Source organism: Streptomyces sp. NPDC102274, assembly GCF_044766385.1.
Classification (GTDB): Bacteria; Actinomycetota; Actinomycetes; order Streptomycetales; family Streptomycetaceae; genus Streptomyces.
In genome coordinates, this window is record NZ_JBIWLW010000021.1 from 21,948 (window position 1) to 47,180 (window position 25,233).

The following is a 25,233-nucleotide window of genomic DNA, read 5'->3' on the forward strand; positions in this document are numbered from 1 at the left end:
CAGACCGCATGGCTCTGAACTGGAGCGACCTCGGCGAGGTGGCCCTCGTCAGCCTCGGCGCCACCGTGGGGGTCGTGATCGTCTTCTCGCTGGGCGTACGCGCCCTGGTACCGCGCGACGTGAACGGCGTCCGGCGCAGGGACGGAGCCCGGGTACGTCCGCCGACCGCGGGGGCGAAGGCCGTCGCCGCGCTCTGTTTCCTCGCCTGCGCGGTGGCGGTCCTGTACGGCCTGTATCTGATCGTCCCCCAGTTTCACTGAGCCGCCCCGCCTGCGGCACCTCCCGGGCTCGCGCCAACGGTCCCGTCGGCGCAGATGCGCTGCCCCTTCGGCGAGGAGCACGGCAGATGGCCATGCGTACGGACCACGTCCTGGCCGCTGCCGCGCAGCAGATAGTTGATGAAGCTGGACACGAGGGAGTCGGCGGGCGGATTCCCGTAGGTGTAGGCGTACTCGATCTCCCGGAACGGATAGGCGCTGTCCGCGATGGTGTCCACGGACGCGGACAGGCCGTCCAGACTCACCGTATGCAGTCCCTTCGGTATGCTGCCGGAGCGCAGCTCGGTGTATCCGATGGCCCCCGGGGTGTCGGCGACGGTGGCCAGGACCCGGTCCGTCCTGTCGAGTTCGCAGCGGAAGACCCGGGCACGCGTGTCGTCCTTGGTGCGGCAGTCGGCCGAGGAGTCCGCCTGCTCGAACTCGCCGCCGAGCACGCTGCGCTGGAAGATGTCGCGGGTACCCGAGCCGGATTTCCGGCTGGCGAGGATGATGGGCAGATCGGGGCCGCCGAGCTCGGGCGCGTTCCACCGCGTGAGGTCACCGCGGTAGATACGGCGGACCTGATCCGTCGTCAGGCCGGGCAGCTCGACGGAGTCATTGACGACCAGGGTGTAGGCGGAGACGGCGACCGGGTTCTCCCGCAGCTGGGGGAAGCCGTCGGTCTTGGGGCCGTCGGAGAGCGCGATCATCGCGGGTGAGCCGCCCTTCGCGGCGATGCCGCGCTCGTTCAGCTCCTGGATCCCCTCGCGGCTGCCATGCGACTCGACGTGCACGGTGGAGCCGGCGCAGTCCTTCTCGTACTTGTCCGCGAGTTCCTGGGCGACCAGGTTGAAGGCGGTGGAGCCGGTGATGGTCAGCTCGCCCGTCGCGCACCCCATCGGCGGCCGGACGTCGTCGCGTACGACGATGATCGAGGCGAGCGTGACCACACAGACGGTCAGCAGGACGATGATCAGCCGGGACGCCCTGCTGAACAGGGGCGGGGTGTCGTCGGGTGTCGTACCACGGTTCGGGTAGACCCCGCCGTCCCTGATGCCGCCGGTGACCCGTACCGCGTCGCCGACCTGGCCCCCGGTGAGCAGGACGAGCAGTTTGAAGTGCTGGCCCTGGTTGAGCGGCACCCGGGGCAGATAGACGCTGTCGTCGGCGTAGCGCAGCCCGGCGGAGGGGGTGAAGTGGTCGAGCAGATGGTCGGCGCCGATCGGCGCCGTGACGGCGATGCCCCGGATCGTGCGGGAGCTGAACTCCGCTGTCAGACCGTGGAGTTCGCGTCCCGTGTAGTCGGCGTCGGCGATGCTCTGGGAGCCGTCGTTCTCGATGCGCAGCAGTACGAGCGTGGCATCGGAGAGATGCGGGTTGTCCTGGAAGAGGCCGAGCCTGACCCCCGCCCGGCCGGTGCGCTCCGCGCTGCTCACCGGGGTGTCCAGCTGGACCCGGTAGCCGATGCGGGTGCGCCGCGGTACGCGCCGCTCGTACCAGAGCACCCCCAGTGAAGCGACGATACCGAGAACCGCGGTACCGACGGCGATGATGTTTTCCGCGCTGAGCCATTCCATGGCCGTGCGCCCCCCTTGAAAACCGGACTCGAACAAGCGACCGATAGTAAAATCGTCCAGTCACCGTACGGTCGCCACGGGCGAGAGGCCGCCCACTTCGCCGCTCCGTGCGCTGCTGTTCGCCAAAGGTTCAGCCGGGCGCGGCGGGACCCGGCCGCCTCATGGGCCCGGCCCTGGTCCAACTCATAGGACCATCCCGCACTTACCGAATGCGGCCCGTTTCGGCTATCCAGGTAGGGAAGCTCGTGGGAGAGGCTCGCCACTCATGCGCGTACCCCTCCCCGGAAGCCTCGCCCCGATTCCCGCGAGGAGGGGATGATGGATACCGCCACACCGGTCTCCGAGGGCAGCGCGACGCCCGGCGGAGAGAATGAGAAAGAAGACCCGACGGTCCATATTCTCTGGATCAACGCGGGTCTGAGCTGCGACGGAGACTCCGTATCACTCACCGCGGCCACCCAGCCGAGCATCGAGGAAATAGCCCTCGGCGCCCTTCCCGGACTGCCCAAAGTGGCCGTGCACTGGCCCCTCATCGACTTCGAATGCGGCCCCGTGCAGGGCGCCGACAATTTCGTCGAATGGTTCTTCAAAGCCGATCGCGGGGAGATCGAACCCTTCGTGCTGGTCATCGAGGGATCCATTCCGAATGAGTCGATCAAGAGCGAAGGCTATTGGTGCGGATTCGGCGACGATCCCGAGACCGGGCAGCCGATCACCACCAGCGAGTGGATCGACCGGCTCGCCCCCAAGGCGCTGGCCGTCGTGGCCATCGGCACCTGCGCGACATACGGCGGGATCCACGCCATGGAGGGCAACCCCACCGGCGCGATGGGGGTCCCCGACTATCTGGGCTGGGACTGGAAATCCGGGGCGGGCATCCCGATCGTCTGCATCCCCGGCTGCCCCGTCCACCCGGACAACGCGTCGGAGACGCTGCTGTATCTGCTCTACCAGGCCGCCGGCTCCGCGCCGATGATCCCGCTCGACGAACAGCTGCGCCCGACGTGGCTGTTCGGCGCGACCGTCCATGAGGGATGCGACCGGGCCGGCTACTACGAGCAGGGCCAGTTCGCGACCGAGTACGGCTCGCCGCAGTGTCTGGTGAAACTGGGCTGCTGGGGGCCGGTCGTCAAGTGCAACGTCCCCAAGCGCGGCTGGATCAACGGGGTCGGCGGCTGCCCCAATGTCGGCGGCATCTGTATCGCCTGCACGATGCCCGGCTTCCCCGACAAGTTCATGCCCTTCATGGACGAGCCACCGGGCGGCCATGTGTCGGCGGCGGCCAGCGGGGCCTACGGCAAGGTCATCCGCACACTGCGCGGTGTCACGGCCAGGACCGTCGACAAGGAACCGAAGTGGCGGCGCAAGGGTGACAAGGTCCTGACCGGCTATCACCCCCCGTGGTGAACCGCCCCCCCATGGTGAACCGCCTCGCGCGGTGATCCGACCCGTGTCCCACCTCGTGATCCCACCCCCGTGGTCCCACCCCGTGGTGATCCAGTCCCCCCACCGTTGAGGAAAGGTGCGCACCCCATGGCGCCGACGACGAAGCGAGCCAAGGACAGCAACGGCCTGATGGAGATGTCCTGGGATCCGATCACCCGGATCGTGGGCAGCCTCGGCATCCACACGAAGATCGACTTCAAGCAGAAGCGGGTGGCCGAGTGCTACAGCACCTCGTCCGTCTTCCGTGGCTACAGCGTCTTCATGCGGGGCAAGGACCCCCGGGACGCACACTTCATCACCAGCCGTATCTGCGGCATCTGCGGTGACAACCACGCGACCTGTTCGGTGTACACGCAGAACATGGCGTACGGCGTGAAGCCCCCGCACCTCGGCGAGTGGATCATCAACCTCGGCGAGGCCGCAGAGTACATGTTCGACCACAACATCTTCCAGGAGAACCTGGTCGGGGTGGACTACTGCGAGAAGATGGTCCGCGAGACCAATCCCGGCGTCCTGGAACTGGCCGAGCGCACCGAGGCCCCCCACGCGGGCGACCACGGCTACCGCACCATCGCGGACATCATGCGCTCGCTCAACCCGCTGGAGGGCGAGTTCTACCGTGAGGCGCTCCAGGTCAGCCGGGAGACCCGGGAGATGTTCTGTCTCATGGAGGGGCGGCATGTCCATCCCTCCACGCTCTACCCCGGCGGCGTCGGAACCGTGGCCACCATCCAGCTGTTCACGGACTATCTGACCCGGCTGACGCGCTACGTGGAGTTCATGAAGCGCGTCGTCCCGCTCCACGACGATCTGTTCGACTTCTTCTACGCGGCGCTGCCCGGGTACGAGGAGGTCGGCCGGCGCCGGGTGCTGCTGGGCTGCTGGGGCGCCTTCAACGACCCGGAGCACTGCGACTTCACATACCGGAACATGTCCGACTGGGGACGGCGCATGTTCGTCACGCCGGGCATCATCGTCGACGGCAAGCTCATCACCAACGACCTCGTCGACATCAACCTCGGCATCCGGATCCTGCTCGGCAGCTCGTACTACGACGACTGGGCGGGCCAGGAGAAGTTCGTCGAGCGCGACCCGCTGGGCAACCCGGTGGACGAGCGTCATCCGTGGAACCAGCACACCATCCCCGCCCCGCAGAAGCGGGACTTCGCGGACAAGTACAGCTGGGTGATGTCCCCGCGCTGGTTCGACGGTACGCAGCATCTCGCGCTGGACACCGGCGGCGGGCCCCTCGCCCGGCTCTGGTCCACCGCGCTGTCGGGGCTGGTCGACTTCGGCTACGTGCGGTCGACCGGGCACAGCGTCGAGATCAATCTGCCGCGCACCATGACCAAGCCGGAGACCACCTTCGAGTGGCGGATCCCGCAGTGGAGCAACGCGCTGGAGCGCAACCGCGCGCGCACCTACTTCCAGGCGTACGCCGCCGCCTGCGCGCTGCACTTCGCGGAGCGGGCGATGGAGGAGGTCCGCTCCGGCCACACCCAGACCTGGGAGAGCTTCGAGGTGCCGGACGAGTCGATCGGCGTCGGCTTCACCGAGGCGGTACGCGGTGTGCTCTCCCACCACATGGTGATCAGGGACGGGAAGATCGCCAACTACCATCCGTACCCGCCCACTCCGTGGAACGCCAGTGTGCGTGACTCCTACGGCACACCGGGCCCGTACGAGGACGCGGTGCAGAACACACCGATCTTCGAGGAGAACCCCCCGGACTCCTTCAAGGGCATCGACATCATGCGGACGGTGCGCAGCTTCGACCCGTGTCTGCCGTGCGGCGTCCATATGTACGTCGGCGGTGGCAGGACCATCCAGGAGACCCATATGCCCACCGGGCTCAGCGGGTTCGCCGGCTGATCCGCGCGAGGTCCGCCCGGAGCCGTCCCCACCGGAGGAAAGGCACCGTGACATGGCAGCAACGGCCAAGGAGCGGCAGGCGGGTGAGCACATCTCCGCGCTGCTCGATGATCTCGGGAGATCAATGGGGCCCGCGGGGCGCGAGCTCGCGGACGAACTCGTGCGCAGCATCGTCGAGTTCTACGGGAGCGGTCTGGCCCGTGTGGTCGAGCTGCTGCGCGACGCGCCGGACGGTACCGACCCGCTGGCCCTGCTCGGCGGCGACGAGACGGTCGGCGGGCTGCTGGTGCTGCACGACCTCCACCCCGAGGACACCCTGACCCGGGTCGGGCGGGCGCTGGACGAGGTCCGCCCGTATCTGGGCTCGCACGCGGGCGATGTGGACATCGCCGGGATCGACCCTGAGGGCGACGAGGGAGCGGACGGACTCACACTCCGGCTGCGGCTGCGGGGCAGCTGCGACGGCTGTCCTTCCTCCGCGCAGACCGTGCGCTGGACGATCGAGGAGGCCGTGGCCCGGCGCGTCCCCGAGATCTCGAAGGTGGAGGTCGAGGGCGTGACGGAGGAGGAGCCGCAGCCGAAGCTTCTCCAGATCGGGTCCCGGCCCCCGGGCGCGCCGGCCGGTGACGTCCCCGGCCGTGCTGGTGCGGCCGACGGCGCCCGGACGGCGGGCGCTCCGGCCGAGTGGCAGCCGCTGACGGGGCTGCCGGCGCTCGCCGACGGCGAGTCCACCGTGTACGAGAGCGCGGGCACCCCGCTCCTACTGATCCGGCTGCCCGGCAATCTGTACGCGTACCGCGACCACTGTCCGGGCTGCGCGGGCCGGCTGGGCGAGGCGGCGGTGGACGGCGAACGGCTGCGCTGTCCGTCCTGCGCGGCGGAGTACGACATCCGCCGGGCCGGACAGGGCGAGCACGGCCATCTGGAGCCCGTTCCCCTGCTGGAGGAGAGCGGCTCCGTACGGGTGGCGCTGCCGGGCGTCCTGCTGGGGACGGGGCCATGACGGCCCGCCCCGCCCCGGCAGGGGGCGCCCCGGCAGGGGGCGCCCCCGTCGCGGCGGAGCACTCCCCGGGCGGACCGGCCGCCGTATCGGGCCCGTCCGGGCTGCGCGGCTTCACCCGCCGTAAGCCGCCCGCGCGGGAACGGTGCGAGCTGTGCGCCGAGCCGCTGTCCGGTGAGCACCGGCATCTGGTCGACACCCGTAAGCGGTCGCTGATGTGCGCCTGCACCGGCTGCTATCTGCTGTTCACCCGGCCGGGCGCGGGCGCGGGCCACTTCCGCGCGGTGCCCGACCGGTATCTGGCGGACCCGGACTTCACCCTGGACGAGGAGAGCTGGAACCGGCTCCAGATCCCCGTCGGCCTCGCCTTCTTCTTCCGCAACTCGGAGCTGGACCGGCTGGCCGCGTTCTACCCCAGCCCCGCGGGCGCCACGGAGAGCGAGCTGGACCCGGACACCTGGCGCGACGTCCTCGGCCACAGCAGGCTGGCGGCGCTGCTGCGGCCCGACACCGAGGCGCTGCTGATCCGGCGTGAGCGCGAATCGGAGGGATGGGGCGCGGGTGAGTGCTATCTCGTGCCGGTCGATGTCTGTTACGAGCTGGTGGGCCGGATGCGGCTGCACTGGCAGGGGTTCGACGGCGGCGCCGAGGCGCGCGTGGATCTGGCGGACTTCTTCGCCCGGGTCCGGGCCGCGGCACGCCGCCCAGCAGAGGAGGACGGCCCATGACCGAGCTGGAGTTCTCCTGTCTCGACGTACGGCCGGAGCCGTACGGTACCGGCCCGACCCTGCTGTTCCGGCTGCGGATCAAGGCGGCCGGCGGTGCGCGGGTGCACGCCGTGGCGCTGCGCTGCCAGCTCCGGATCGAGCCCGTCCAACGTCGTTACGCCCCGGCCGAGATGGAGATGCTCGGCGATCTCTTCGGTGAGCCCGACCGGTGGAGCAGCACGCTCAAGCCGCTCCAGTTCGCCCATGCCTCGGTGACCGTGCCCGGCTTCACGGGCGCCACCGAGATCGAGCTGCCGGTGGCCTGTACGTACGACATGGAGGTGGCGTCCGCCAAGTACTTCCGCGCGCTCGCGGACGGTGAGGTCCCGCTCCTGCTGCTGTTCTCCGGCACGGTCTTCACCGGTGAGCGCGGCTTCATGGCGGAGCCGGTGCCCTGGCACAAGGAGACCGGCTTCCGGATGCCCGTCAAGGTCTGGCAGAACATGATCGAGCAGTACTTCCCCGGCTCGGGCTGGCTGCGGGTACGCGACGACTGTCTGGAATCCCTGCGCCGCTACCGCTCGGAGCGGGCCCTGCCCTCCTGGGAGCGGGTCTTCGAGGAGCTGCTGCGCACCGCCGAAGGAGGGCGGCCATGACCGGGAACAGCGTGGACCGGGTGACGGCGGGCTTCACCGAGGCCCGCCGGGTCGCGGACGCGCTGCTGTTCGAGGGATATGTGCTGTATCCGTACCGTGCCTCCGCGCGGAAGAACCAACTGCGCTGGCAGTTCGGCGTGCTGGTGCCGCCGGCCTGGCAGGACGCGGGCGGCGAGCACACGTCGCAGCGTACGGAATGCCTCCTGGAGCCCCGCCGCGCCGACCGGCTCCTCGTGGAGCTGCGGTTCCTCCAGGTGCGCCGTCGTTCGGTCGAGCGTCTGTCGCCGGACGGCGAGAGCTGGACCGAGGTGGCCGAACTCGACCTGCCCGACCGGGTGCTGGTGCCCTGGGACGAGGGCGAGGAGGAGCGCGTCGAACTCGACGTGCCGCTCGGACGGCTCGCCGGGGAGGGTCACACGCTGCGGTTCGAGCTGCCCGGCGGGGTGGAGCACGAGCCGGTGCACGACGGTGCGGCCGGGGTCGTCGGACGACTGGTACGCCACAGCCGGCCGCTGGCGGGCGAGATCCGGCTCGTCACCGAGCCGCTGCCCGGTCCGTACGGGGCGCTGCGGCTGACCGCGACCGTACACAATGTGTCGGCCTGGACACCCGGTCCGAAGGAGGCCGGCAACCGCGAATCCGCCCTGCCGCACAGCCTGATCGGGGCGCATCTGCTGCTGGGGCTGCCCGGCGGGCGGTTCCTGTCGATGGCGGACCCGCCGGAGTGGGCCGGGCCGGCGGCGCGTACCTGCCGTAATGAACACACCTGGCCGGTGCTGGCCTGCGGGGAGGGCCGGGACGAGGTCATGCTGTCCTCGCCGATCATCCTCGACGACCATCCCGAGGTCGCGGCGGAGAGCCCGGGACCGCTGTACGACTCCACCGAGATCGACGAGATCCTCTCGCTGCGTACGGCCGCGCTCACCGAGCGGGAGAAGCGCGAGGCGCGCGGGACGGACGCCCGTGCCGCCGAAGTGATCGATCTGGTGGACGGCATGCCGGCCGAGGTGATGGAGCGGCTGCACGGCGCGATCCGCGGACTGCGCGAGGTGACGGGTGAGGTGACGGGCGAGGTGACGGGCGGGTGGGCGGGCCGTACGACGGCCGGTGACGTACCCGGCGCCGCGTGGTCCTCGGACGGTGCGCGGCCGTCCTCGGACGACGCCGGTATCGACCTGACCGTCGTGCCACCGTCCATGGCTCCCCCCTCCGCCGGGCTCCGGCTGCCCACCGGTCCAGGACTGCCCTGGTGGGATCCCGCCCAGGACTCGGCATCGGCGCCGGGCCGGGGCACGGTCACCATCGACGGGCATGTGCTCCGCGCCGGAAGCAGGGTGCTGCTCCAGCCGGGGCTGCGCAGGTCCGACGCCCAGGACATCTTTCTCGCGGGCCGCACGGCGACGGTCGAGGCGGTGCTGGAGGACTTCGACGGCGAGACCCATATCGGGGTCACCGTGGACGGGGACCCCGGCACCGATGTACGGCGCGAGCAGGGCCGGTTCCTCTACTTCCGCCCCGACGAGGTGGATCCCGTGCCGGAGTCCGTGCGGGCCCCCGCGCGGGACGTCGAAGGAGGGGTCTGACATGGCCGCCACGGACTCCGTCTCCGTACCGCTGCCGGACAGTTCGCACGGCAGGACCCTGATCGCGGGCATCGGCAATATCTTCCTCGGCGACGACGGCTTCGGCGTCGAGGCCGTCCGCAGGCTCAGCGGCCGGCCGCTGCCGCCCGGTGTCGATCTGATGGACGCTGGCATCCGAGGGGTCCATCTCGCCTACCGCCTGCTGGACGGCTACCGCAGGCTCGTCCTGGTCGACACCGTCGACCGCGGCGCTCCCCCGGGAACGGTCTATGTCATCGAGGTGGACCCGGCGGGCACCGCTCCGGAAGGGTCACCGCCCGCCCGGCTGGACGGGCACGGCATGGACCCGGCGGCGGTGCTCCGGCTGGTCGGGGATCTGCACGCCGGGGCGGGCGGCACCCTCCCCGAACACGTCCAGGTGGTCGGCTGCCAGCCGCTCTCCGCAGAGGAGGGCATCGGGCTGAGCGAGCCGGTGGCCGCCGCCGTCGGACCGGCGGCGGACCTCGTACTCGACCTCGTGCGGCGCCCGCCGGGCGCGGTCGCCGGCACGGCGCACCGAAGGAGATGAGTTCCATGCACACGACACGTCCGATGAAGGGGATGGACCACGCCAGGGACACCGATCTGACCTGGTTGTGGGTCTGCGCCGGGGTGGTCATGGCCGGAGTGGCGTACGAAACGGCGAAATCCGTGCCCGACCTGCGCCGCTATCTGCGCATGCGGCGCATGTGAGCGGTGAGGGAGAGATGGGAGGTCGCCGATGCCGGGCGGATCAGGTACCGGTCGGACCAGGTACCGGGCTGGTCAGCTGCCGGTCGGTCGACTGCCGGTTGGATCAGGTGACGGGCGGATGCCCGAACAGCGGCTGTGTGTCGGCGTCTCCCCCCGCCAGGTCCGGGCCGTTCAACTGGACATAGCGCTCCAGGAACAGGTGCAGCGTGCTGTGCAGCTCCCCCAGCCGGACGAACCACAGCGCCAGACTCATCGACCCGGCCGCGGTGATCTCGTACTCCCGGCGGGCCGGTCCGGAGGCGGACGCCCGCCACTGGGAGGAGATCTGGCCGCACTTCTCCATACCGCGCAGCAGCCGGTAGACATGCGCGGACTCGGCCTCGGCCCAGCCGAACGCGCCCAGCCGCTGCGTCAGTTCGTATCCGTGTCCGGGCCGTTCGGAGAGCAGCAGCAGGATGACGGGGGTCATCAGCGCCCGGCGTTCGGTGTCGTGCGTCGTCATGGCGGCGATCTCCTGCGGGTGGCCGTGCGACGGTGCGGTCAGTGGCCCTCTCCCACGCTAACCAGCCAGGTCCGGCCGGGCCAGCCGTCACCCGTCGGCGCGGCCGGGGCCCGCCGGACCTGACAGGACTCCTTGACGAGGTGAGAGCCGTGCATGAACTGTCCATCGCCACCGCCGTGGTCGCCCAGGTGGAGGAAGCCGTCCGTACCAACGGCGGCGGTCGCGTCACCTCGCTGCGGCTGAGGATCGGGGAGCTGGCGGGTGTGGTGCCGGAGGCGCTCCGGTTCTCCTTCGGGCTGGCGAGCGAGGGGACGGTTCTCGCCGGGGCCCGGCTGGAGGTGGAGACCGTACCCGGCCGCGCCCGCTGCGGAGGCTGCGGCCGGGAGAGTGACACCGGCGTGCCGCCGATGCTGTGGTGCGCGGACTGCGCGCGCCCGCTCGGCGAACTGCTGTCGGGACGGGAGCTGGAGATCGCCGAGGTCGTCCTCACGGATCCCTCGGATGCGCCGAGCCCGGTCAGCGGTGACGATCGGGATACGCCCGAGGAGGCAACCCATGTGCCGAGTGGTTGATCTGCGTCAAGCCGTGCTGGCCAAGAACGACGCCAGTGCCGTGGAGTTGCGCGAGTATCTCGCCGCCCGTGGAACGACGGAGGTGAATCTGCTGTCCAGTCCCGGCAGCGGCAAGACCGCCCTGCTGGAAGTGCTGCTCGCCCGGGCCGTCGCCGGGGGCACCACCGTCGCCGCGGTGACCGCTGATCTGGCCACCGAGAACGACGCGCGGCGGCTCGCCCGCTCCGGTGCGCCGGTCAAGCAGGTGCTGACGGACGGTCTGTGCCATCTGGAGGCAGGGATGCTCCGGGCGCGTCTGGACGGCTGGCTGCCGCGGGACACCCGGGTGCTCTTCGTGGAGAACGTCGGCAATCTGGTCTGTCCGGCCTCCTACGACCTCGGGGAGAGTCTGCGGATCGTGCTGGGCTCGGTGACCGAGGGCGAGGACAAGCCGCTCAAGTACCCGACGGCGTTCGGCCTCGCCCATCTCGTGGTCATCACCAAGACGGACATCGCCGAGGCCGTCGAGTTCGACGCGGCGGCGTTCCACCGCAATGTGCGTCAGGTGAATCCGGGAGTGCCGGTGCTGGAGACCTCGGCGCGCACCGGCGCGGGGGTGGACGAACTGCTGGCTCTGATCCTCGGGGTCGCCGACGGGGCTCCCGTACACCGGCCGGTGCTCGCGCGTCAGCACGAGCGGTATCTGCACCACCATCACGGTGACGAGGACGGCCATACGCACGAGAGTCACGAGGACGGCCGTTCCCATGAACACCCGGCCGCCGGCCCCGCCCCCGTCCCGGTTCCCGGAGCGGCAGACGCGTCATGAGCCGACCCGTCACCGATACCGACGCGGGCGCCGACACCGACAGCGCCGCCCCTCCCCCGGGGGCGCGGCGCGCCTCCCTCGAACGCCGGCGTGTCGTCGTACGCGGAGTCGTCCAGGGCGTCGGCTTCCGGCCGTTCGTGTACGCGCTCGCCGGTGAACTGGGCCTGACGGGCTGGGTCACGAACAACGCGGACGGTGTCGAGACGGAGGTGGAGGGGGCGCGCCCCGACGTGGCGGCGTTCTGCCGACGGCTCTCCTCCGACGCTCCTCCGCTGGCCGTCGTCGAATCCGTCCAGCTCCGGACCGTACCGACCGCGGGCGGCAGCGGGTTCACCATCCGCCCCTCGGCGGGCGGCAGCGGCCGTACCCTCGTCTCCCCCGACATGGCGACCTGCGACGACTGCCTGTCGGAACTGGCCGACCCGGGCGATCGCCGCTACCGCCATCCGTTCATCAGCTGCACCCACTGCGGCCCCCGGTTCACCGTGGTGACCGGACTGCCGTACGACCGGGCGCTGACCACCATGGCCGGCTTCCCGCTCTGCGCCGACTGCGCGCGCGAATACGCGGACCCCGCCGACCGGCGCTTCCATGCCCAGCCGGTCGCCTGCCACGCCTGCGGTCCCCGGCTCACCCTGGTCACCCGGGGGTCCGCCGGCCCGCGTCCGACCGGTGAGGACGCACTGGCCGGGGCGCGTCGGCTGCTGGCCGCGGGAGCGGTCGTCGCGGTGAAGGGGCTCGGCGGCTATCACCTCGCCTGCGACGCCTCCGACCCCAGCGCCGTACAGACGCTGCGTACGCGCAAGAACCGTGGCGCGAAGCCGTTCGCCGTGATGGCCGGCTCGCTGGAGACGGTGGAGCGTCTCGTCTTCACCAGTCCGCTGGAGCGTGATCTGCTGCTCGGCCGGCGCAGACCCGTCGTCCTGCTGCGGCGCCGTGACAGGGCCGGGTCCGGGTCCCGGGGCAGGGCCGGATCCGAGGCGCGGTCGCTCGTCACGGACGGTGTCGCGCCCGGCAGTCCCGATCTCGGCGTGCTGATGCCGTACACGCCCGTGCACCATCTGCTGCTGGGCCTGCCCGGCGATCCGGCCGGCCCGCCCGTGCTCGTGATGACCAGCGGAAACCGCTCCGGCGAACCCATCGTCACCGATGACGAGGAGGCGCTGGTCCGGCTGGACGGTCTCGCGGACGCCTGGCTGACGCACGACCGGCCGGTGCGGGTGCCGTGCGACGACTCGGTGGTACGAGTGTGCGCACGGCAGGAGCTGCCCGTACGGCGTTCCCGCGGCTATGCCCCGCTGCCGGTCGCCCTGCCCGTAGCGGTGGAGCCGGCGCTCGCCGTCGGCGGGGATCTGAAGAACACCTTCTGTGTCGCGGAGGGCCGGTACGCGTGGCTGTCGGCCCATGTCGGCGACATGGACGACCTGGCGACGCTGACCGCCTTCGAGAGCGCGGTGGACCAGCTCTCCGAGCTGGCCTCGGTCACCCCCCGGGTGCTCGTCGCGGACCGGCATCCCGGCTACCGCTCGGGCCAGTGGGCGGACGGCCACGCGGAGGGCCGCCCGGTGCGCCGCGTCCAGCACCATCATGCGCATGTGGCGTCCGCGATGGCCGAACACGGCCTGGACGGCTCGGCTCCGGTGATCGGTGTGGCCTTCGACGGCACCGGCTACGGCGACGACGGCGCGGTGTGGGGCGGTGAGGTGCTGCTCGCGGACTACGACGGCTTCCGGCGGTTCGCACATCTCGCGTATGTGCCGCTGCCGGGCGGCGACGCGGCCGTACGCAACCCGTACCGTATGGCGCTCTCCCATCTGCGGGCGGCGGGTCTGCCCTGGTCCGAGGAGCTGCCGTGTGTCGCCGCGTGCCCGCCCGTCGAACGGCGGCTGCTGGAGCGTCAGCTCGACCGGGGTGTCAACTGCGTGCCCACCTCCAGCATGGGACGGCTCTTCGACGCCGTCGCGTCGCTCGCCGGGGTGTGCCATCGCGTGGAGTACGAGGCCCAGGCGGCGATGGAGCTGGAGCACGCGGCACTGACGGCGGCCGGGGACATACGGTCCTTCGGCTACCGGTTCGGGCTGCCCGCCGCCCCGAGGTCCGGGGAGGCACCGCTGATGGCCGACCCGGCGCCGGTACTGGCCGCCGCCGTCGAGGACCTGCGGGCGGGCGCGGACGCGAGCACGGTGGCCGCCCGCTTCCATGGCGCGGTCGTCTCGCTGGTGCACGAGGTGTGCCGGGCGGCCCGTGACCGTACCGGCCTGGTCACCGTCGCGCTGACCGGCGGGGTGTTCTGCAACGCCCTGCTGACCAGCGGCTGCGCGCAGCGGCTGGAGCGCGACGGATTCACCGTACTGCGGCACCGCACGGTGCCTCCGAACGACGGCGGACTGGCGCTTGGCCAGTTGATGGTCGCCGCCAGGACGAGAACGAGCTGAGCCGCCGGCCGGGGTTCCGGCCGGACTACCCGTTGACCACCGCTTGACGTGAAGGAGGAGCGATGTGCCTTGCCGTGCCCGGCAGAGTGCTGGAGATCGAGGAGCGCGACGGGACCCGGATGGCCCAGGTCGACTTCGGCGGCGTCGTCAAGGACGTCTGCCTGGAGTACGTGCCGGAGATGAAGGTCGGTGACTACGCGATCGTCCATGTCGGCTTCGCGCTCCAGCGGCTCGACGAGGAGTCCGCGAAGCAGACACTGCGGCTCTTCGCGAATCTGGGCGTCCTGGAGGAGGAGTTCGGCGACGCCTGGGGGCGGGCCGCGCGGGAGGCGGGCGCCGAGCGTCCGGCCGGCACGCCGCCGTCCCCCGGGGCGGCGCGGACCGGCCCCGCGAACCCCGACCCCCTCGGTCCCCAGCCCTGAGTGCTGAGTCCCGAGCCCCGAGCCCCCAGTCCCCAGTCCCCAGTGTGTCCTGAGCCCCAAGTCCTGAGTCCTGAGTCCTGAGTCCTGAGTCCTGAGTCCTGAAGGAGGAGACCATTCGATGAAGTATCTCGACGAGTTCAGCGATCCCGAGCTGGCCCGGCGCCTTTTCGACGATATCCGCGCCACCGTCACTCGGCCCTGGGCCCTGATGGAGGTCTGCGGCGGCCAGACCCACTCGATCATCCGCCATGGCATCGACCAGTTGCTCCCCGAGGCCATCGAACTCATCCACGGCCCCGGCTGCCCGGTCTGCGTGACCCCGCTGGACACCATCGACAAGGCGCTGGAAATCGCCTCCCGCCCCGATGTGATCTTCTGTTCCTTCGGCGACATGCTGCGGGTGCCCGGCAGTGGCCGTGATCTGTTCAAGGTCAAGAGCGAGGGCGGGGACGTACGGGTCGTGTACTCCCCGCTCGACGCGCTCAGGATCGCCCAGCAGAATCCGGACCGTCAGGTGGTCTTCTTCGGAATCGGGTTCGAGACCACGGCCCCGCCCAACGCCATGACGGTCTACCAGGCCAAGAAACTCGGCATCGCGAACTTCAGCCTGCTGGTCTCGCACGTACGTGTGCCCCCGGCGATCGACGCCATCATGAACTCGCCGGACTGCCGCGTGCAGGCGTTTCTCGCCGCCGGGCACGTCTGCACGGTGATGGGGATCGGTGAGTACCCCGAAATCGCCGAGCGGCACCGCGTCCCCATCGTCGTCACCGGCTTCGAACCGCTGGACATCCTGGAGGGCATCCGGCGCGCCGTACGGCAGTTGGAGGCCGGCGAGCACACCGTCGAGAACGCCTACCCGCGCGCGGTCCGGACGCAGGGGAGCCCGGCCGCGCAGGCCATGCTGGCCGATGTCTTCGAGGTCACCGACCGGGCCTGGCGCGGTATCGGCATGATCCCGGCCAGCGGCTGGCGGCTGTCGCCCGCGTACCGGCAGTACGACGCGGAACACCGTTTCTCGGTGACGGGGATGCACACGGAGGAATCCACGGAGTGCCGCAGCGGTGAAGTGCTCCAGGGGCTGATCAAACCGCATGAGTGCGAGGCGTTCGGTACGACGTGCACCCCGCGCAATCCGCTCGGCGCCACGATGGTGTCCAGCGAGGGCGCCTGCGCCGCGTACTACCTGTACCGCAGGCTGGCGAGACCGGACGCGGCGGGCACCGCCGGTTCGCGCGAAGAGGTGACTTCCCTTGGCTGAGACGACCGGGCTCCGGGTGAGCGAGGCGGACACCGTCCTGCCCGAAGCGCCGCCCGCCAACGCCGACTTCTCCGGGTGGACCTGTCCCGCCCCGCTCCGCGACCACGCGAAGGTCGTGATGGGACATGGCGGCGGCGGACAGCTCTCCGCCGAACTGGTCGAGCATCTCTTCGCGCCGGCGTTCGGCGGCGACGTCCTCGCGGAGCTGGGCGATTCCGCGACCGTCACCCTCGGCGGGGCGCGGCTCGCCTTCTCCACCGACTCCTATGTCGTACGCCCGCTGTTCTTCCCGGGCGGCAGCATCGGGGATCTCGCGGTCAACGGAACGGTCAACGACCTGGCCATGATGGGCGCCACGCCCGCCTATCTGTCCTGCGGGTTCATCCTGGAGGAGGGCGTCGAACTCGCCACGGTCGGCCGGGTGGCCGAGGCGCTCGGAGCCGCCGCCAGGGCCGCGGGGGTGGTCATCGCCACGGGCGACACCAAGGTCGTGGACGCCGGACACGGCGACGGCATCTTCATCAACACGGCGGGCATCGGGCTGATCCCGGACGGGATCGACATCCGTCCGCGGCGCGCCGCTCCCGGCGATGTGGTCATCGTCAGCGGTCCGATCGGTGAGCACGGCGTGGCGATCATGAGCGTCCGGGAGGGCCTGGAGTTCGGGGTGGAGATCGTGAGCGACACGGCGCCGCTCGCCTCGCTCGTCCAGGCCATGCTGACCGTCTGCCGCGATCTGCATGTGCTGCGGGATCCCACCCGCGGCGGGCTCGCGACCTCGCTCAACGAGATCGCGTCGGCGGCCGGGGTGGGGATCACCCTGCGGGAACAGGCGCTTCCGGTACCGGACTCCGTCGCCAACGCGTGTGCCTTCCTGGGCCTCGATCCGCTGTATGTCGCCAATGAGGGCAAGCTCGTGGCGTTCGTACCGCCGGCCCACGCCGACGAGGTGCTGGCGGCCATGCGGGCCCATCCGCGGGGCCGTGGGGCGGTGGCGATCGGCACGTGCACGACGGACCACCCCGGCATGGTCGTGGCGAACACCGGTCTGGGCGGCACCCGGGTGGTGGACATGCCACTGGGCGAGCAGCTGCCCCGTATCTGCTGACGCGCGCCACGGCCCGGACACGGCGGAACCGGTCACCGCACACGCGCCGCCGGTCAGAACTCCTCGTGGTGCTCCGGGTCTCCGCCGAGCCTGCGGTGCGGACCGGCCGAGATCCTGGCCAGTTCACCGGCCGTCAGCTCGAAGGAGAAGATGTCCAGATTCTCCCGCTGACGGCCGGGGTCGGCCGACTTGGGGATGGGTACGGCGCCGAGCTGAGTGTGCCAGCGCAGCACCACCTGCCCCGGGGTGACGCCATGCTCCTCGGCGATCGCCACGGTCTCCGGGTCCTTCAGCAGCCGGCTGCCCCGGCCGAGCGGACTCCAGCTCTCGGTACGGATCCCCTTGGCTGCGTGCACGGCGCGCAGTTCCTCCTGCGGGAAGGCCGGATGCATCTCGATCTGATTGACCGAGGGCAGGACACCGGTCTCCGACTCAAGTCGCCAGATGTGCGCGGGAGTGAAGTTGGATACCCCGATGGACCCGACGAGCCCGTCCTCCCGGAGCTTGATCATTGCCTTCCAGGAATCGACGTACTTGTCCACGCGTGGCAGCGGCCAGTGGATGAGATAGAGATCCACGTAGTCGAGGCCGAGCTTGGCGCGGGACTCCTCGAAGGACGCGAGGGTCTCCTCGTAACCGTGGTGCCGGCCCGGCAGCTTGGTGGTGACGACGATGTCCTCGCGCGGCACCCCGGCGCACGCGACACCCCGTCCGGTGCCGGTCTCGTTGCGGTAGTTGAGCGCGGTGTCGATCAGCCGGTAGCCGAGTGCCAGCGCGCCGGCGACGGCCTTCTCGGACTCGTCGTCGTCGAGCGGATAGGTGCCCAGACCGACGGCGGGCAGGAAGGTGCCGTCATTGAGCGTGTGGACCGGGGTACTGGTCACGGATCTCTCGCTTTCCTCGGCGCGTACCGGTCCGCCCAGCGTAGAACGGGACCGGCGGCCGGGCCCGACGGAACGCGGCCGGCCGCCGATGGCGACGGCCGCGGCCCGTGTGCGGGTGGGGCTACTCCCCCGGGGGGAGGGTGCCGGTGCGCGTCAGCTCCGCGTACCAGCGCGCGCTGGACTTGAGCACGCGGCGCTGGGTCGCGTAGTCCACGTACACCATGCCGAAGCGCTTGCTGTAGCCGTACCCCCACTCGAAGTTGTCGAGCAGCGACCACAGGAAGTAGCCGCGGATGTCCGCCCCCGCTTCGATGGCCCGGTGCACGGCCGCCAGATGCTCGCGCAGATAGGCGATGCGTTCCGGGTCGCATACGTCGCCCTCGGGGCGCGCGTAGTCGTCGAAGGCCGCGCCGTTCTCAGTGATCATCACCGGCAGGTCCGGGTGGTCACGGCGCACCCGCATCAGCAGTTCGTAGAGGCCGTCCGGGTCGATCGTCCAGCCCATGGCGGTCCTGCCGCCCGGCGTCCGGTGGAAGGCGACGTGGTCCGCGCCCGGCCAGGGACTGTGGTCGCTCGCGCCGTGTCCGTCCGCCCCGTGGACGGCCGGGCCGGAGTGGTGGGAGACCAGGGTCGGTGAGTAGTAGTTGACGCCGAGGAAGTCGAGCGGCTGGTGGATGAGTGCGGTGTCACCGTCCCGGACGAACGACCAGTCCGTGATTCCGGCGGTGTCCTCCATGACATCGGCCGGATAGGCCCCGGACAGCATGGGGCCGGTGAAGATCCGGTTGGCGGTGCCGTCGATACGGCGGACGGCGTCCGCGTCGGCCGCGCTCTGCGTCAACGGCCGTACGTGGTGCAGATTGAGCGTGACGGACACCTGCGCGGTGGCGGGCAGCCGCTCGCGCAGCGCCTGGACGGCGAGGCCGTGACCGAGGTTGAGATGGTGCGCGGCCCGCAGGGAGTCGGCGGGGTCGGTACGGCCGGGGGCGTGGACGCCCGATCCGTACCCGAGGAAGGCGCTGCACCACGGCTCGTTGAGGGTGGTCCAGGTCAACACCCGGTCGCCCAGGGCGTCGGCGACGATCCCCGCGTACTCGGCGAAGCGGTAAGCGGTGTCGCGCTCGGGCCAGCCGCCGGCGTCCTCCAGTTCCTGCGGCAGATCCCAGTGGTAGAGCGTGACGACCGGCTGGATCCCGTTCTCCAGCAGGCCGTCGGCCAGCCGCCGGTAGAAGTCGAGGCCCTTCTGCGACGCGGGCCCGGCGCCGGTCGGCCGGACACGCGGCCAGGACACCGAGAAGCGGTACGCGCCGACGCCCAGGCCGGACATGATCTCGATGTCCTCGCGCCAGCGGTGGTAGTGGTCGGTGGCGATATCGCCGGTGTCGCCGTTGCGTACCCTGCCCGGGGTGTGGGAGTACACGTCCCAGATGGACGGCGTACGGCCGTCCTCCGCGACGGCGCCCTCGATCTGGTACGCGGCGGTCGCGGTGCCCCAGAGGAAGCCGGGCGGGAAGGCCAGGGGGGCCGCGGGGTCCAGGGCGCGCCCGGGGTCAAGTGCTGAGGTGGCCACGAAGGGTCCTTCCACAGAGATCGAACGGTGTGCGTGGAGCGTGTGTGCGTGGAGCGTGCGTACAGCGGTGAGCGGTGGCGGACGGGGCCCTAGGCCGTGTCTGATAAATAGCGCCGTCCGCCCGGAAGGCGGGGCTCACGGCGTCTGGTGCGTGCGATCGCAAGGCGGAGGGTCGTTTTCGTAGCGGAGCTACGTGGACGAGCCCGACAACGCGGCGAGCGCGCGTGCCGGACGCCGCGAGCCAGGCGGGATGTGTCAGACACGGCCTAGCCCTTGACGGCGCCCTGCATGATGCCGCCGACGATCTGGCGGCCGAAGACGAGGAACATCGCCAGCAGCGGGAGCGTGCCGAGCAGCGCGCCCGCCATGATCACCGACTGGTCGCGGACATAGCCGGCGCTGAGCTGGGTGAGGGCGACCGGGACCGTGGGGTTCGTCATGTCCAGCGCGATGAAGGGCCAGAAGAAGTCGTTCCAGGCGTGGACGAACGTGATCATGAACAGCACGGCCATCGGGGGCCGGGCGATCGGCAGGACGATGCTCCAGAAGATCCGCAGGGAGTGCGCCCCGTCCAGCCGTCCCGCCTCGATGAGTTCGTCCGGCAGGGCTTCCTTCAGATACTGCCGCATGAAGAACACCCCGACCGCGCTGACCAGCGTCGGGAAGATGACGGAGGGCAGTGACTGCCCCCATCCGAGGTCGGCCATCATCATGAACAGCGGGACGACTCCGAGCTGCGGCGGCACCAGCATCGTGCCGATGACCAGCATCAGCAGGAGGTTGCGGCCCCTGAACCGCAGCTTGGCGAAGGCGAAGCCGGCGAGGGTCGCGAAGAAGACGGTCGAGAGGGCGATCACCCCCGCCACGATCAGGCTGTTGGCCATCGCCCGGCCCATCGCCGCGTCCTGCCACGCCTTGGCGAGGTTCGTGAACAGGTTCGGGCCGGGCAGGAACGGCGGCGGGGTCTGGGAGACACGGGTGTTGTCGGTGGAGGCGGCCACCATCGTCCAGTAGAGGGGGAAGAGGGAGACCAGCGCGGCGAAGCCGAGGAGGAGATACGCGAGGGGGCCCGCGTGATGCTGACGGCCGGCGCCCGGACGCAGTACGCGGCCGAACCGGCTCCGTACGGGCGGCGGATGGGGCGTCCGGTCGCGGGTGTCCGCCCGTACCTGTGCGATATCGGTGGTCATGGGCCTGCTGCTCCCTGGTCAGGAAGTACGGGATGTACGGGGCGTACGTGGTGTACGGGACGTGACGCGCGCGAGGACGCGCTGGAGGACGAAGACGAGGAGGAGGATGAGGAACATGGCCCAGGCGATCGCCGAGGCCCGCCCCATCTGGTAGTTCTTCCAGCCCTCTTCGTAGAGCAGCAGACCGAGCGTCTGGTACTGGTTGTCGGCGCCGCCGCTGATGCCGTTGGGGCCCTGTCCGAAGATCAGCGGTTCGCCGAAGAGCTGGGTCGCGCCGATGGTGGAGAGCACGATCGTGAAGATGATCGTGGCGCTGATGCCCGGGACGGTCACGGTGCGGAACTGCTGCCAGCGGGAAGCCCCGTCGATGGCCGCGGCCTCGTAGAGATCTCTGGGTATCGCCTGCATGGCGGCCAGATAGAGCAGGGCGTTGTAGCCGGTCCAGCGCCAGATCACGATGGTGGAGATGGCGAGCTGGGCGGGCCACTTCTGGCTCTCCCAGTCGACGTTGTCGATACCGAAGAGGCCCAGCCCCCAGTTGATCACGCCGAAGTCGCGCTCGAACAGCATGGTGAAGACGAGCGCGGCGGCGCCGATGGAGGTCGCGTACGGGGTCAGGACGGCGACCCGGAAGAACGTCGAGCCGCGGAGCCGGTAGTTGAGCAGATGGGCCAGGCCGAGGGCCATCAGAAGCTGCGGGACGGTGGAGATGACGCCGAGGGTGAAGGTGTTGGTGAGCGCGTTCCAGAACCGGTCGTCCTCGAAGAGCTCCGTGAAGTTGGCGAGGCCCCGCCATTCGCGGCTGTCCATCGAGGACAGCTCGACGCGGTGCAGCGAGATCCAGAAGGTGTAGAGCAGCGGATAGAGACCGAAGGCCGCGAAGATCAGGAAGAACGGGGCGATGAAGGCGTACGGCACCGTACCGAGGTCCAGGCGGTGCAGGAGAGTGCGTCGCGCCTGATCGGACGGCTTCGACCCGGCGCCCTTGCCGGGCGGTCGGGCCGGCGCGGGGTGCGGCTGCCCGCCCGTGGGGGCAGCCGGGGTGGAGGTGGCCACGCGGGCTTCCTTCCGTGGAGTGATTCGGTGGGACGGCGAGGCGGGGGCGCAGGGCGGAGGAGACACAGGACCGAGGGGGCGGTAGGGCGGCGGGGCCGGGGGCGGCACACCGGGGGGCGGCGGCGCCGGGGGGACCGCGCGGCCGGGGCGTCGGGCCGCCGGCCGCACGGTCGGTCCACGACGGTCAGCGCGCCAGCTTCTGAATGCGCTCGTCCGTGGTCTTCCACGCCTCGTCCGGGCTCTTGCCCTGCGACTCGATCAGTTGGAGGCCCGCCGAGAAGGTGTCCTTGATCGTGCCGTCCTTGCGCCCGAGAATCTGCTCGTCGGGGATCTCCTTCGCCGCGTCTCCGAAGATCTGGCCGATCGGCGCGTCGCTGAAGTACGCGGACGTGCCGCCCGCGACCTGCGGCAGGTCGATCGCCGTCTTCGAGGACGGGAAGTTGCCGAGCTTCTCGAAGATGTACGCCTGCTGTTCGGGCGCGGTCAGCCAGGCGACCAGCTTCTTGGCCTCCTCCTTGACGGGGCTCTTGTCCATCACACCGAGGAACGAGCCGCCCCAGTTGGCGCCCTTGGGTGCCTTGGCGACATCCCACTTGCCCTTGTTCGCGGGACCGGCCTTCTCGCTGATGTGGGCCAGCATCCAGGCGGGACAGACCGCGGTGGCGAAGGTGCTGTTGGCCAGCCCCGGGTCCCAGCCCGGCTGGAACTGGCGCAGCTTGGCGGTGAGTCCGGACTTCGCCGCGTCCGACGCGACGGTCCAGGCGTTCTTGATAACGGGGTTGTCCTGATAGATGAGTGTGCCGTCCTTGTCGTAGAACTGCTTCTCATCGCCGTAGATCATCGCGTTGAACAGACCGCTCGAGCTGTCCATGAAGGAGACGTCGCGGTCCTTGGAGTGCTGCTTGAAGTCGCGACCGGTCTGGACGTACTTCGACCAGTCCCCCTCCCACAGCTTCGCCACCTCCGCGCGGTCGGTGGGCAGCCCGGCCTGCTCGAACAGGTCCTTGCGGTAGCACACCGCCATCGGGCCGATGTCCGTACCCAGGCCGAGCAGTTTGCCGTCCTTGGTGGTGACCTGATTCGACTTCCACGGCAGGAAGTGATCGAGTCCGGCCGTCCCGGACAGATCGGCGAACGTGTCCGCCTGGGTGTCGACCAGTTCCTTGGCCCGGCCGATCTCTATGCCCTGGATGTCCTTCAGTCCGCTGCCGGCGGCGAAGTGCGTCTGGAGGGCGGTGTAGTAGGTCTGCTCATCACCGGTCACATCGGCCTCGATGAGAATGTCCGGGTTCTCCTTCATGTAGCGGTCCAGGAGATCGGTCTCCTTGATCCCCATGACCCCGAACAGGCCCATGCTGATGACAGTCTTGCCGTCCTTGGTGCGTGCCTCGCCCGAGTCGCCGCCGCCTCCGCAGCCGGCGACGAGAACGAGGGACACGGCAGCCGCCGTAACGGTGGCGAGGGTGGAACCGAAGCGCTTACGGGCAGTGCCCATGTGCTTCCTCCTAGCAGCGGCGCCCAGGCGCGCGCCTGCTGCGGCTCACGGTCGAGTGGGATCGAAAACCCGTCCCGGGAGAAAACTGGGAGCGCTCCCAACGGGTTGTGGAAGACTCTCCGTAGAGACCCGGCTCTGTCAAGAGTCGAAGTCGGTTCCGTTGCCGGAATGTGTCCCGTTCCGGACCCCGCGCCCTTGGCGGACCGGCGGCCCCGCACAATCTCCTGGTGAGCGCCGTGGCGCCGCACCGGGAGCACAGTTGAGGAGACGTGATGAGCAGCCGTAAACGGCCAGGCCAGAGGCCAACTCTTGAAGCCGTCGCCCAGTTGGCGGGCGTGGGCCGCGGGACGGTCTCGCGTGTGGTCAACGGCTCCCCGGGCGTGAGCGCGAAGGCGCGCGCCGCCGTCGAGGCGGCCATCGCTGAGCTGAAATACGTACCGAACCCCGCCGCTCGCAGCCTGGTCACCAGCCGCACCGACAGCATCGCGCTGGTGATCCCCGAGTCGGAGAGCCGGCTGGCGGCGGAGCCGTACTTCTCGGCGGTCATCCGCGGGGTGAGCACCGAACTCGCCGACACCGAGATGCAGCTCCTGCTGATCCTGGTACGGAATCAGCGCGAGCTGGACCGGCTCACCCGGTTCGTGGAGGCGCAGCGGGTGGACGGGGTACTGCTGGTCTCGGTGCACCGGGACGATCCGCTGCCCGCGTTCCTGGAGAAAATGCAGATACCGACGGTCCTCGCGGGCCGGCGCTCAGCTGGCGAGCCGCTCAGCCATGTCCACTCCGACAACATCGGCGGGGCGTCGCAGGCGGTACGTCATCTGCTCGGCCAGGGGCGCCGGACCGTCGCCACGATCACCGGACCGCTCGACATGGACGTCGGCCAGAGCCGCCTTCAGGGATGGCGGGACGCGCATATCGAAGCGTGCGGGCGGCAGCCGTACGAATCACTGGCCGTGTCCGGAGACTTCACCGAGGAGGGCGGCCGGGCCGCCATGCGTGAACTTCTCGTACGGCGCCCGGACCTGGACGCCGTCTTCGCCGCGTCCGATGTCATGGCGGCGGGCGCGCTGACGGAGCTGCGGGAGCGGGGACGGCGTGTCCCGGCGGACGTCGCGGTCATCGGCTTCGACGACTCGATCGTCGCGCGCCACACCGTCCCGCCCCTGACCAGTGTCAATCAGCCGAGCGAGGACATCGGACGGGCCATTACCCGGCTGCTCCTCGATGAGATCAACGACCCGTCCCGGCCGCGCCGCCAGCTCACGCTGCCGACCACCCTTGTCCACCGGCTCACGGCATGAGCGGCCACCGGCTCACGGCGCGAGCGGCCTGCGGGCCGTGATCACGAAGCGGTGGCAGCGTACGGTCAGCGGGCCGCCGGAGCTCAGCCGCGCGTGCAGTGCGCGGAGCCGGGCGTCATAGCGGTCGGCATCGAAACCGGGGATCTGCCAGGGCGTGATGCGCAGGAAGAGCAGCACGGCTCCGATGTCGTGGAAGGCCGCGGGCACCAGTTCCTCGCGCTCGTCCAGGATCTCGAAGCCGGCGCCGGTCAGCCCGGCGCGCGCGGCGGCCGGATCCCAGTGGGCGTAGCCGTGTCGGGGCGCGCCGAGCGCCTCGTTCAGCTCGGCCAGATCACGCCCGCCGACCTGTTGGGTGAGGAACACCCCGCCGCCCCGCAGCACCCGCGCCACCTCGGCCGGCGCGTAGCTCTCGTGCCTGCTGGTGACCAGTCCGAACGCCGCGTCGGGCAGCGGGAGCAGATCGTCGTCCTCGTCGCCGGTGTCGATGACCCGCACCCCCAGCGGTGCGAGTCGGCGGCGGGCGACGGGGACATTGGGCGGGTAGGACTCCGTCGCGGTGGTGCCCGGCGGGAGCGGGGTGAGCCCGGAGAGGAACTCACCGCCGCCGGTGCCCAGATCGAGCAGTGCGTCACCGTCGGTCAGCCGCGACCGCACGAGCTCCGCGAAGTCCCAGGAGGGGTTCTCTTCTGTGAAGCGTCCGGCGAACACCCCGAAGTCCCAGCCCTCGAACGGCGCGCGGGCCGCGCCCTGGACCAGATCCGTGTAGGTCATGCCCGGCACGCTGTCCGGCGGAACC

General features: G+C 70.4%; 24 protein-coding genes. 16 read left to right on the top strand and 8 right to left on the bottom strand.

What is annotated here, in order from left to right; translation table 11 throughout:
* Positions 1 to 8: 8 nt before the first annotated feature.
* Complete coding sequence (locus ACIRQP_RS25765; RefSeq protein ID WP_403893507.1) at positions 9 to 260, top strand: hypothetical protein; 252 nt, start codon at positions 9 to 11, stop codon at positions 258 to 260.
* Here the strand turns inward: ACIRQP_RS25765 and ACIRQP_RS25770 are convergent.
* A complete protein-coding gene (locus tag ACIRQP_RS25770) occupies positions 254 to 1,834 on the bottom strand; it encodes a substrate-binding domain-containing protein (RefSeq protein WP_403893508.1) in 1,581 nt (526 codons plus the stop codon). The genes ACIRQP_RS25765 and ACIRQP_RS25770 overlap by 7 nt on opposite strands.
* Before the next feature lie 318 nt (positions 1,835 to 2,152).
* Between ACIRQP_RS25770 and ACIRQP_RS25775 the strand changes: the two genes are divergently transcribed.
* The 8 genes from ACIRQP_RS25775 (at position 2,153) to ACIRQP_RS25810 (ending at position 9,830) form a co-directional block, all read left to right on the top strand.
* Complete coding sequence (locus ACIRQP_RS25775) at positions 2,153 to 3,241, top strand: hydrogenase expression protein HypE (protein ID WP_403893619.1); 1,089 nt, start codon at positions 2,153 to 2,155, stop codon at positions 3,239 to 3,241.
* A gap of 126 nt (positions 3,242 to 3,367) precedes the next feature.
* Positions 3,368 to 5,152 (top strand): nickel-dependent hydrogenase large subunit, encoded by a 1,785-nt coding sequence (locus tag ACIRQP_RS25780; RefSeq protein WP_403893509.1) that lies wholly within the window; start codon positions 3,368 to 3,370, stop codon positions 5,150 to 5,152.
* 52 nt (positions 5,153 to 5,204) lie between these two features.
* Complete coding sequence (locus ACIRQP_RS25785; RefSeq protein WP_403893510.1) at positions 5,205 to 6,155, top strand: NifU family protein; 951 nt, start codon at positions 5,205 to 5,207, stop codon at positions 6,153 to 6,155.
* Complete coding sequence (locus tag ACIRQP_RS25790; RefSeq protein ID WP_403893511.1) at positions 6,152 to 6,880, top strand: DUF5947 family protein; 729 nt, start codon at positions 6,152 to 6,154, stop codon at positions 6,878 to 6,880. The genes ACIRQP_RS25785 and ACIRQP_RS25790 overlap by 4 nt, the downstream gene beginning before the upstream one ends.
* Positions 6,877 to 7,515 carry a DUF6084 family protein gene (locus ACIRQP_RS25795; RefSeq protein WP_403893512.1) on the top strand — a complete coding sequence of 213 codons (639 nt, stop codon included), beginning with the start codon at positions 6,877 to 6,879 and terminating at the stop codon, positions 7,513 to 7,515. Before ACIRQP_RS25790 ends, ACIRQP_RS25795 begins: the two co-directional genes overlap by 4 nt.
* Positions 7,512 to 9,098 carry a hypothetical protein gene (locus ACIRQP_RS25800; protein ID WP_403893513.1) on the top strand — a complete coding sequence of 529 codons (1,587 nt, stop codon included), beginning with the start codon at positions 7,512 to 7,514 and terminating at the stop codon, positions 9,096 to 9,098. Before ACIRQP_RS25795 ends, ACIRQP_RS25800 begins: the two co-directional genes overlap by 4 nt.
* A gap of 1 nt (position 9,099) precedes the next feature.
* Positions 9,100 to 9,666, top strand: a complete 567-nt coding sequence (locus ACIRQP_RS25805; RefSeq protein WP_403893514.1) for a hydrogenase maturation protease — start codon at positions 9,100 to 9,102, stop codon at positions 9,664 to 9,666.
* Positions 9,667 to 9,671: 5 nt separating this feature from the next.
* On the top strand, positions 9,672 to 9,830 hold the full coding sequence (locus ACIRQP_RS25810) for a DUF6893 family small protein (protein ID WP_165371973.1): 159 nt from the start codon (positions 9,672 to 9,674) through the stop codon (positions 9,828 to 9,830).
* A 103-nt stretch (positions 9,831 to 9,933) separates the two neighbouring features.
* Here the strand turns inward: ACIRQP_RS25810 and ACIRQP_RS25815 are convergent, their stop codons facing one another.
* On the bottom strand, positions 9,934 to 10,332 hold the full coding sequence (locus ACIRQP_RS25815) for a helix-turn-helix transcriptional regulator (protein WP_403893515.1): 399 nt from the start codon (positions 10,330 to 10,332) through the stop codon (positions 9,934 to 9,936).
* Between the two features lie 149 nt (positions 10,333 to 10,481).
* Between ACIRQP_RS25815 and ACIRQP_RS25820 the strand changes: the two genes are divergently transcribed.
* The 6 genes from ACIRQP_RS25820 to hypE all read left to right on the top strand — a co-directional run bounded on the left by ACIRQP_RS25820 (position 10,482) and on the right by hypE (position 16,938).
* The gene (locus ACIRQP_RS25820) at positions 10,482 to 10,904 is read left to right on the top strand and encodes a hydrogenase maturation nickel metallochaperone HypA (RefSeq protein ID WP_403893516.1); all 423 of its coding nucleotides are present in this window, start codon (positions 10,482 to 10,484) and stop codon (positions 10,902 to 10,904) included.
* Positions 10,888 to 11,712, top strand: a complete 825-nt coding sequence (gene hypB / locus ACIRQP_RS25825) for a hydrogenase nickel incorporation protein HypB (RefSeq protein ID WP_403893517.1) — start codon at positions 10,888 to 10,890, stop codon at positions 11,710 to 11,712. The genes ACIRQP_RS25820 and hypB overlap by 17 nt, the downstream gene beginning before the upstream one ends.
* The gene (hypF, locus tag ACIRQP_RS25830) at positions 11,709 to 14,147 is read left to right on the top strand and encodes a carbamoyltransferase HypF (protein ID WP_403893518.1); all 2,439 of its coding nucleotides are present in this window, start codon (positions 11,709 to 11,711) and stop codon (positions 14,145 to 14,147) included. Before hypB ends, hypF begins: the two co-directional genes overlap by 4 nt.
* A 62-nt stretch (positions 14,148 to 14,209) precedes the next feature.
* On the top strand, positions 14,210 to 14,569 hold the full coding sequence (locus ACIRQP_RS25835; RefSeq protein ID WP_403893519.1) for a HypC/HybG/HupF family hydrogenase formation chaperone: 360 nt from the start codon (positions 14,210 to 14,212) through the stop codon (positions 14,567 to 14,569).
* A gap of 118 nt (positions 14,570 to 14,687) precedes the next feature.
* Positions 14,688 to 15,830: a hydrogenase formation protein HypD gene (hypD, locus tag ACIRQP_RS25840; protein WP_403893520.1), complete on the top strand. Its 1,143-nt coding sequence runs from the start codon at positions 14,688 to 14,690 to the stop codon at positions 15,828 to 15,830.
* 118 nt (positions 15,831 to 15,948) lie between these two features.
* Positions 15,949 to 16,938: a hydrogenase expression/formation protein HypE gene (gene hypE / locus ACIRQP_RS25845; RefSeq protein WP_403893620.1), complete on the top strand. Its 990-nt coding sequence runs from the start codon at positions 15,949 to 15,951 to the stop codon at positions 16,936 to 16,938.
* A gap of 53 nt (positions 16,939 to 16,991) precedes the next feature.
* Here the strand turns inward: hypE and ACIRQP_RS25850 are convergent, their stop codons facing one another.
* From ACIRQP_RS25850 to ACIRQP_RS25870, 5 genes are all read right to left on the bottom strand, one after another.
* Positions 16,992 to 17,822, bottom strand: a complete 831-nt coding sequence (locus ACIRQP_RS25850; protein ID WP_403893521.1) for an aldo/keto reductase — start codon at positions 17,820 to 17,822, stop codon at positions 16,992 to 16,994.
* A 121-nt stretch (positions 17,823 to 17,943) separates the two neighbouring features.
* On the bottom strand, positions 17,944 to 19,392 hold the full coding sequence (locus tag ACIRQP_RS25855) for a GH1 family beta-glucosidase (protein WP_403893522.1): 1,449 nt from the start codon (positions 19,390 to 19,392) through the stop codon (positions 17,944 to 17,946).
* A gap of 266 nt (positions 19,393 to 19,658) precedes the next feature.
* Entirely contained in the window at positions 19,659 to 20,582 is a 924-nt protein-coding gene (locus tag ACIRQP_RS25860) for a carbohydrate ABC transporter permease (RefSeq protein WP_403893523.1), read from the bottom strand.
* Positions 20,583 to 20,600: 18 nt separating this feature from the next.
* Positions 20,601 to 21,638, bottom strand: a complete 1,038-nt coding sequence (locus ACIRQP_RS25865) for a carbohydrate ABC transporter permease (RefSeq protein ID WP_403893524.1) — start codon at positions 21,636 to 21,638, stop codon at positions 20,601 to 20,603.
* Positions 21,639 to 21,822: 184 nt separating this feature from the next.
* Positions 21,823 to 23,133, bottom strand: coding sequence for an extracellular solute-binding protein (locus ACIRQP_RS25870; RefSeq protein ID WP_403893525.1), 1,311 nt, complete (start codon positions 23,131 to 23,133; stop codon positions 21,823 to 21,825).
* Positions 23,134 to 23,405: 272 nt separating this feature from the next.
* Between ACIRQP_RS25870 and ACIRQP_RS25875 the strand changes: the two genes are divergently transcribed.
* Positions 23,406 to 24,437 (top strand): LacI family DNA-binding transcriptional regulator, encoded by a 1,032-nt coding sequence (locus tag ACIRQP_RS25875; protein WP_403893526.1) that lies wholly within the window; start codon positions 23,406 to 23,408, stop codon positions 24,435 to 24,437.
* 12 nt (positions 24,438 to 24,449) lie between these two features.
* On the opposite strand, the gene ACIRQP_RS25880 is transcribed toward ACIRQP_RS25875, so the two are convergent.
* Positions 24,450 to 25,208: a class I SAM-dependent methyltransferase gene (locus tag ACIRQP_RS25880; RefSeq protein WP_403893527.1), complete on the bottom strand. Its 759-nt coding sequence runs from the start codon at positions 25,206 to 25,208 to the stop codon at positions 24,450 to 24,452.
* Between the last annotated feature and the right edge of the window lie 25 nt (positions 25,209 to 25,233).

Excerpts from the sequence above, each read along its gene's own strand:
- ACIRQP_RS25810 (WP_165371973.1), top strand. The coding sequence starts at position 9,672 with ATGCACACGACACGTCCGATGAAGGGGATGGACCACGCCAGGGACACC.
- ACIRQP_RS25870 (WP_403893525.1), bottom strand. The coding sequence starts at position 23,133 with ATGGGCACTGCCCGTAAGCGCTTCGGTTCCACCCTCGCCACCGTTACG.
- ACIRQP_RS25880 (WP_403893527.1), bottom strand. The coding sequence starts at position 25,208 with ATGACCTACACGGATCTGGTCCAGGGCGCGGCCCGCGCGCCGTTCGAG.
- hypF (WP_403893518.1), top strand. The coding sequence starts at position 11,709 with ATGAGCCGACCCGTCACCGATACCGACGCGGGCGCCGACACCGACAGC.
- ACIRQP_RS25800 (WP_403893513.1), top strand. The coding sequence starts at position 7,512 with ATGACCGGGAACAGCGTGGACCGGGTGACGGCGGGCTTCACCGAGGCC.
- ACIRQP_RS25785 (WP_403893510.1), top strand. The coding sequence starts at position 5,205 with ATGGCAGCAACGGCCAAGGAGCGGCAGGCGGGTGAGCACATCTCCGCG.
- ACIRQP_RS25765 (WP_403893507.1), top strand. The coding sequence starts at position 9 with ATGGCTCTGAACTGGAGCGACCTCGGCGAGGTGGCCCTCGTCAGCCTC.
- ACIRQP_RS25835 (WP_403893519.1), top strand. The coding sequence starts at position 14,210 with ATGTGCCTTGCCGTGCCCGGCAGAGTGCTGGAGATCGAGGAGCGCGAC.
- ACIRQP_RS25775 (WP_403893619.1), top strand. The coding sequence starts at position 2,153 with ATGGATACCGCCACACCGGTCTCCGAGGGCAGCGCGACGCCCGGCGGA.
- ACIRQP_RS25795 (WP_403893512.1), top strand. The coding sequence starts at position 6,877 with ATGACCGAGCTGGAGTTCTCCTGTCTCGACGTACGGCCGGAGCCGTAC.
- hypB (WP_403893517.1), top strand. The coding sequence starts at position 10,888 with ATGTGCCGAGTGGTTGATCTGCGTCAAGCCGTGCTGGCCAAGAACGAC.
- ACIRQP_RS25805 (WP_403893514.1), top strand. The coding sequence starts at position 9,100 with ATGGCCGCCACGGACTCCGTCTCCGTACCGCTGCCGGACAGTTCGCAC.
- ACIRQP_RS25780 (WP_403893509.1), top strand. The coding sequence starts at position 3,368 with ATGGCGCCGACGACGAAGCGAGCCAAGGACAGCAACGGCCTGATGGAG.
- ACIRQP_RS25770 (WP_403893508.1), bottom strand. The coding sequence starts at position 1,834 with ATGGAATGGCTCAGCGCGGAAAACATCATCGCCGTCGGTACCGCGGTT.
- ACIRQP_RS25860 (WP_403893523.1), bottom strand. The coding sequence starts at position 20,582 with ATGACCACCGATATCGCACAGGTACGGGCGGACACCCGCGACCGGACG.
- hypD (WP_403893520.1), top strand. The coding sequence starts at position 14,688 with ATGAAGTATCTCGACGAGTTCAGCGATCCCGAGCTGGCCCGGCGCCTT.
- ACIRQP_RS25815 (WP_403893515.1), bottom strand. The coding sequence starts at position 10,332 with ATGACGACGCACGACACCGAACGCCGGGCGCTGATGACCCCCGTCATC.
- ACIRQP_RS25790 (WP_403893511.1), top strand. The coding sequence starts at position 6,152 with ATGACGGCCCGCCCCGCCCCGGCAGGGGGCGCCCCGGCAGGGGGCGCC.
- ACIRQP_RS25875 (WP_403893526.1), top strand. The coding sequence starts at position 23,406 with ATGAGCAGCCGTAAACGGCCAGGCCAGAGGCCAACTCTTGAAGCCGTC.
- hypE (WP_403893620.1), top strand. The coding sequence starts at position 15,949 with ATGGGACATGGCGGCGGCGGACAGCTCTCCGCCGAACTGGTCGAGCAT.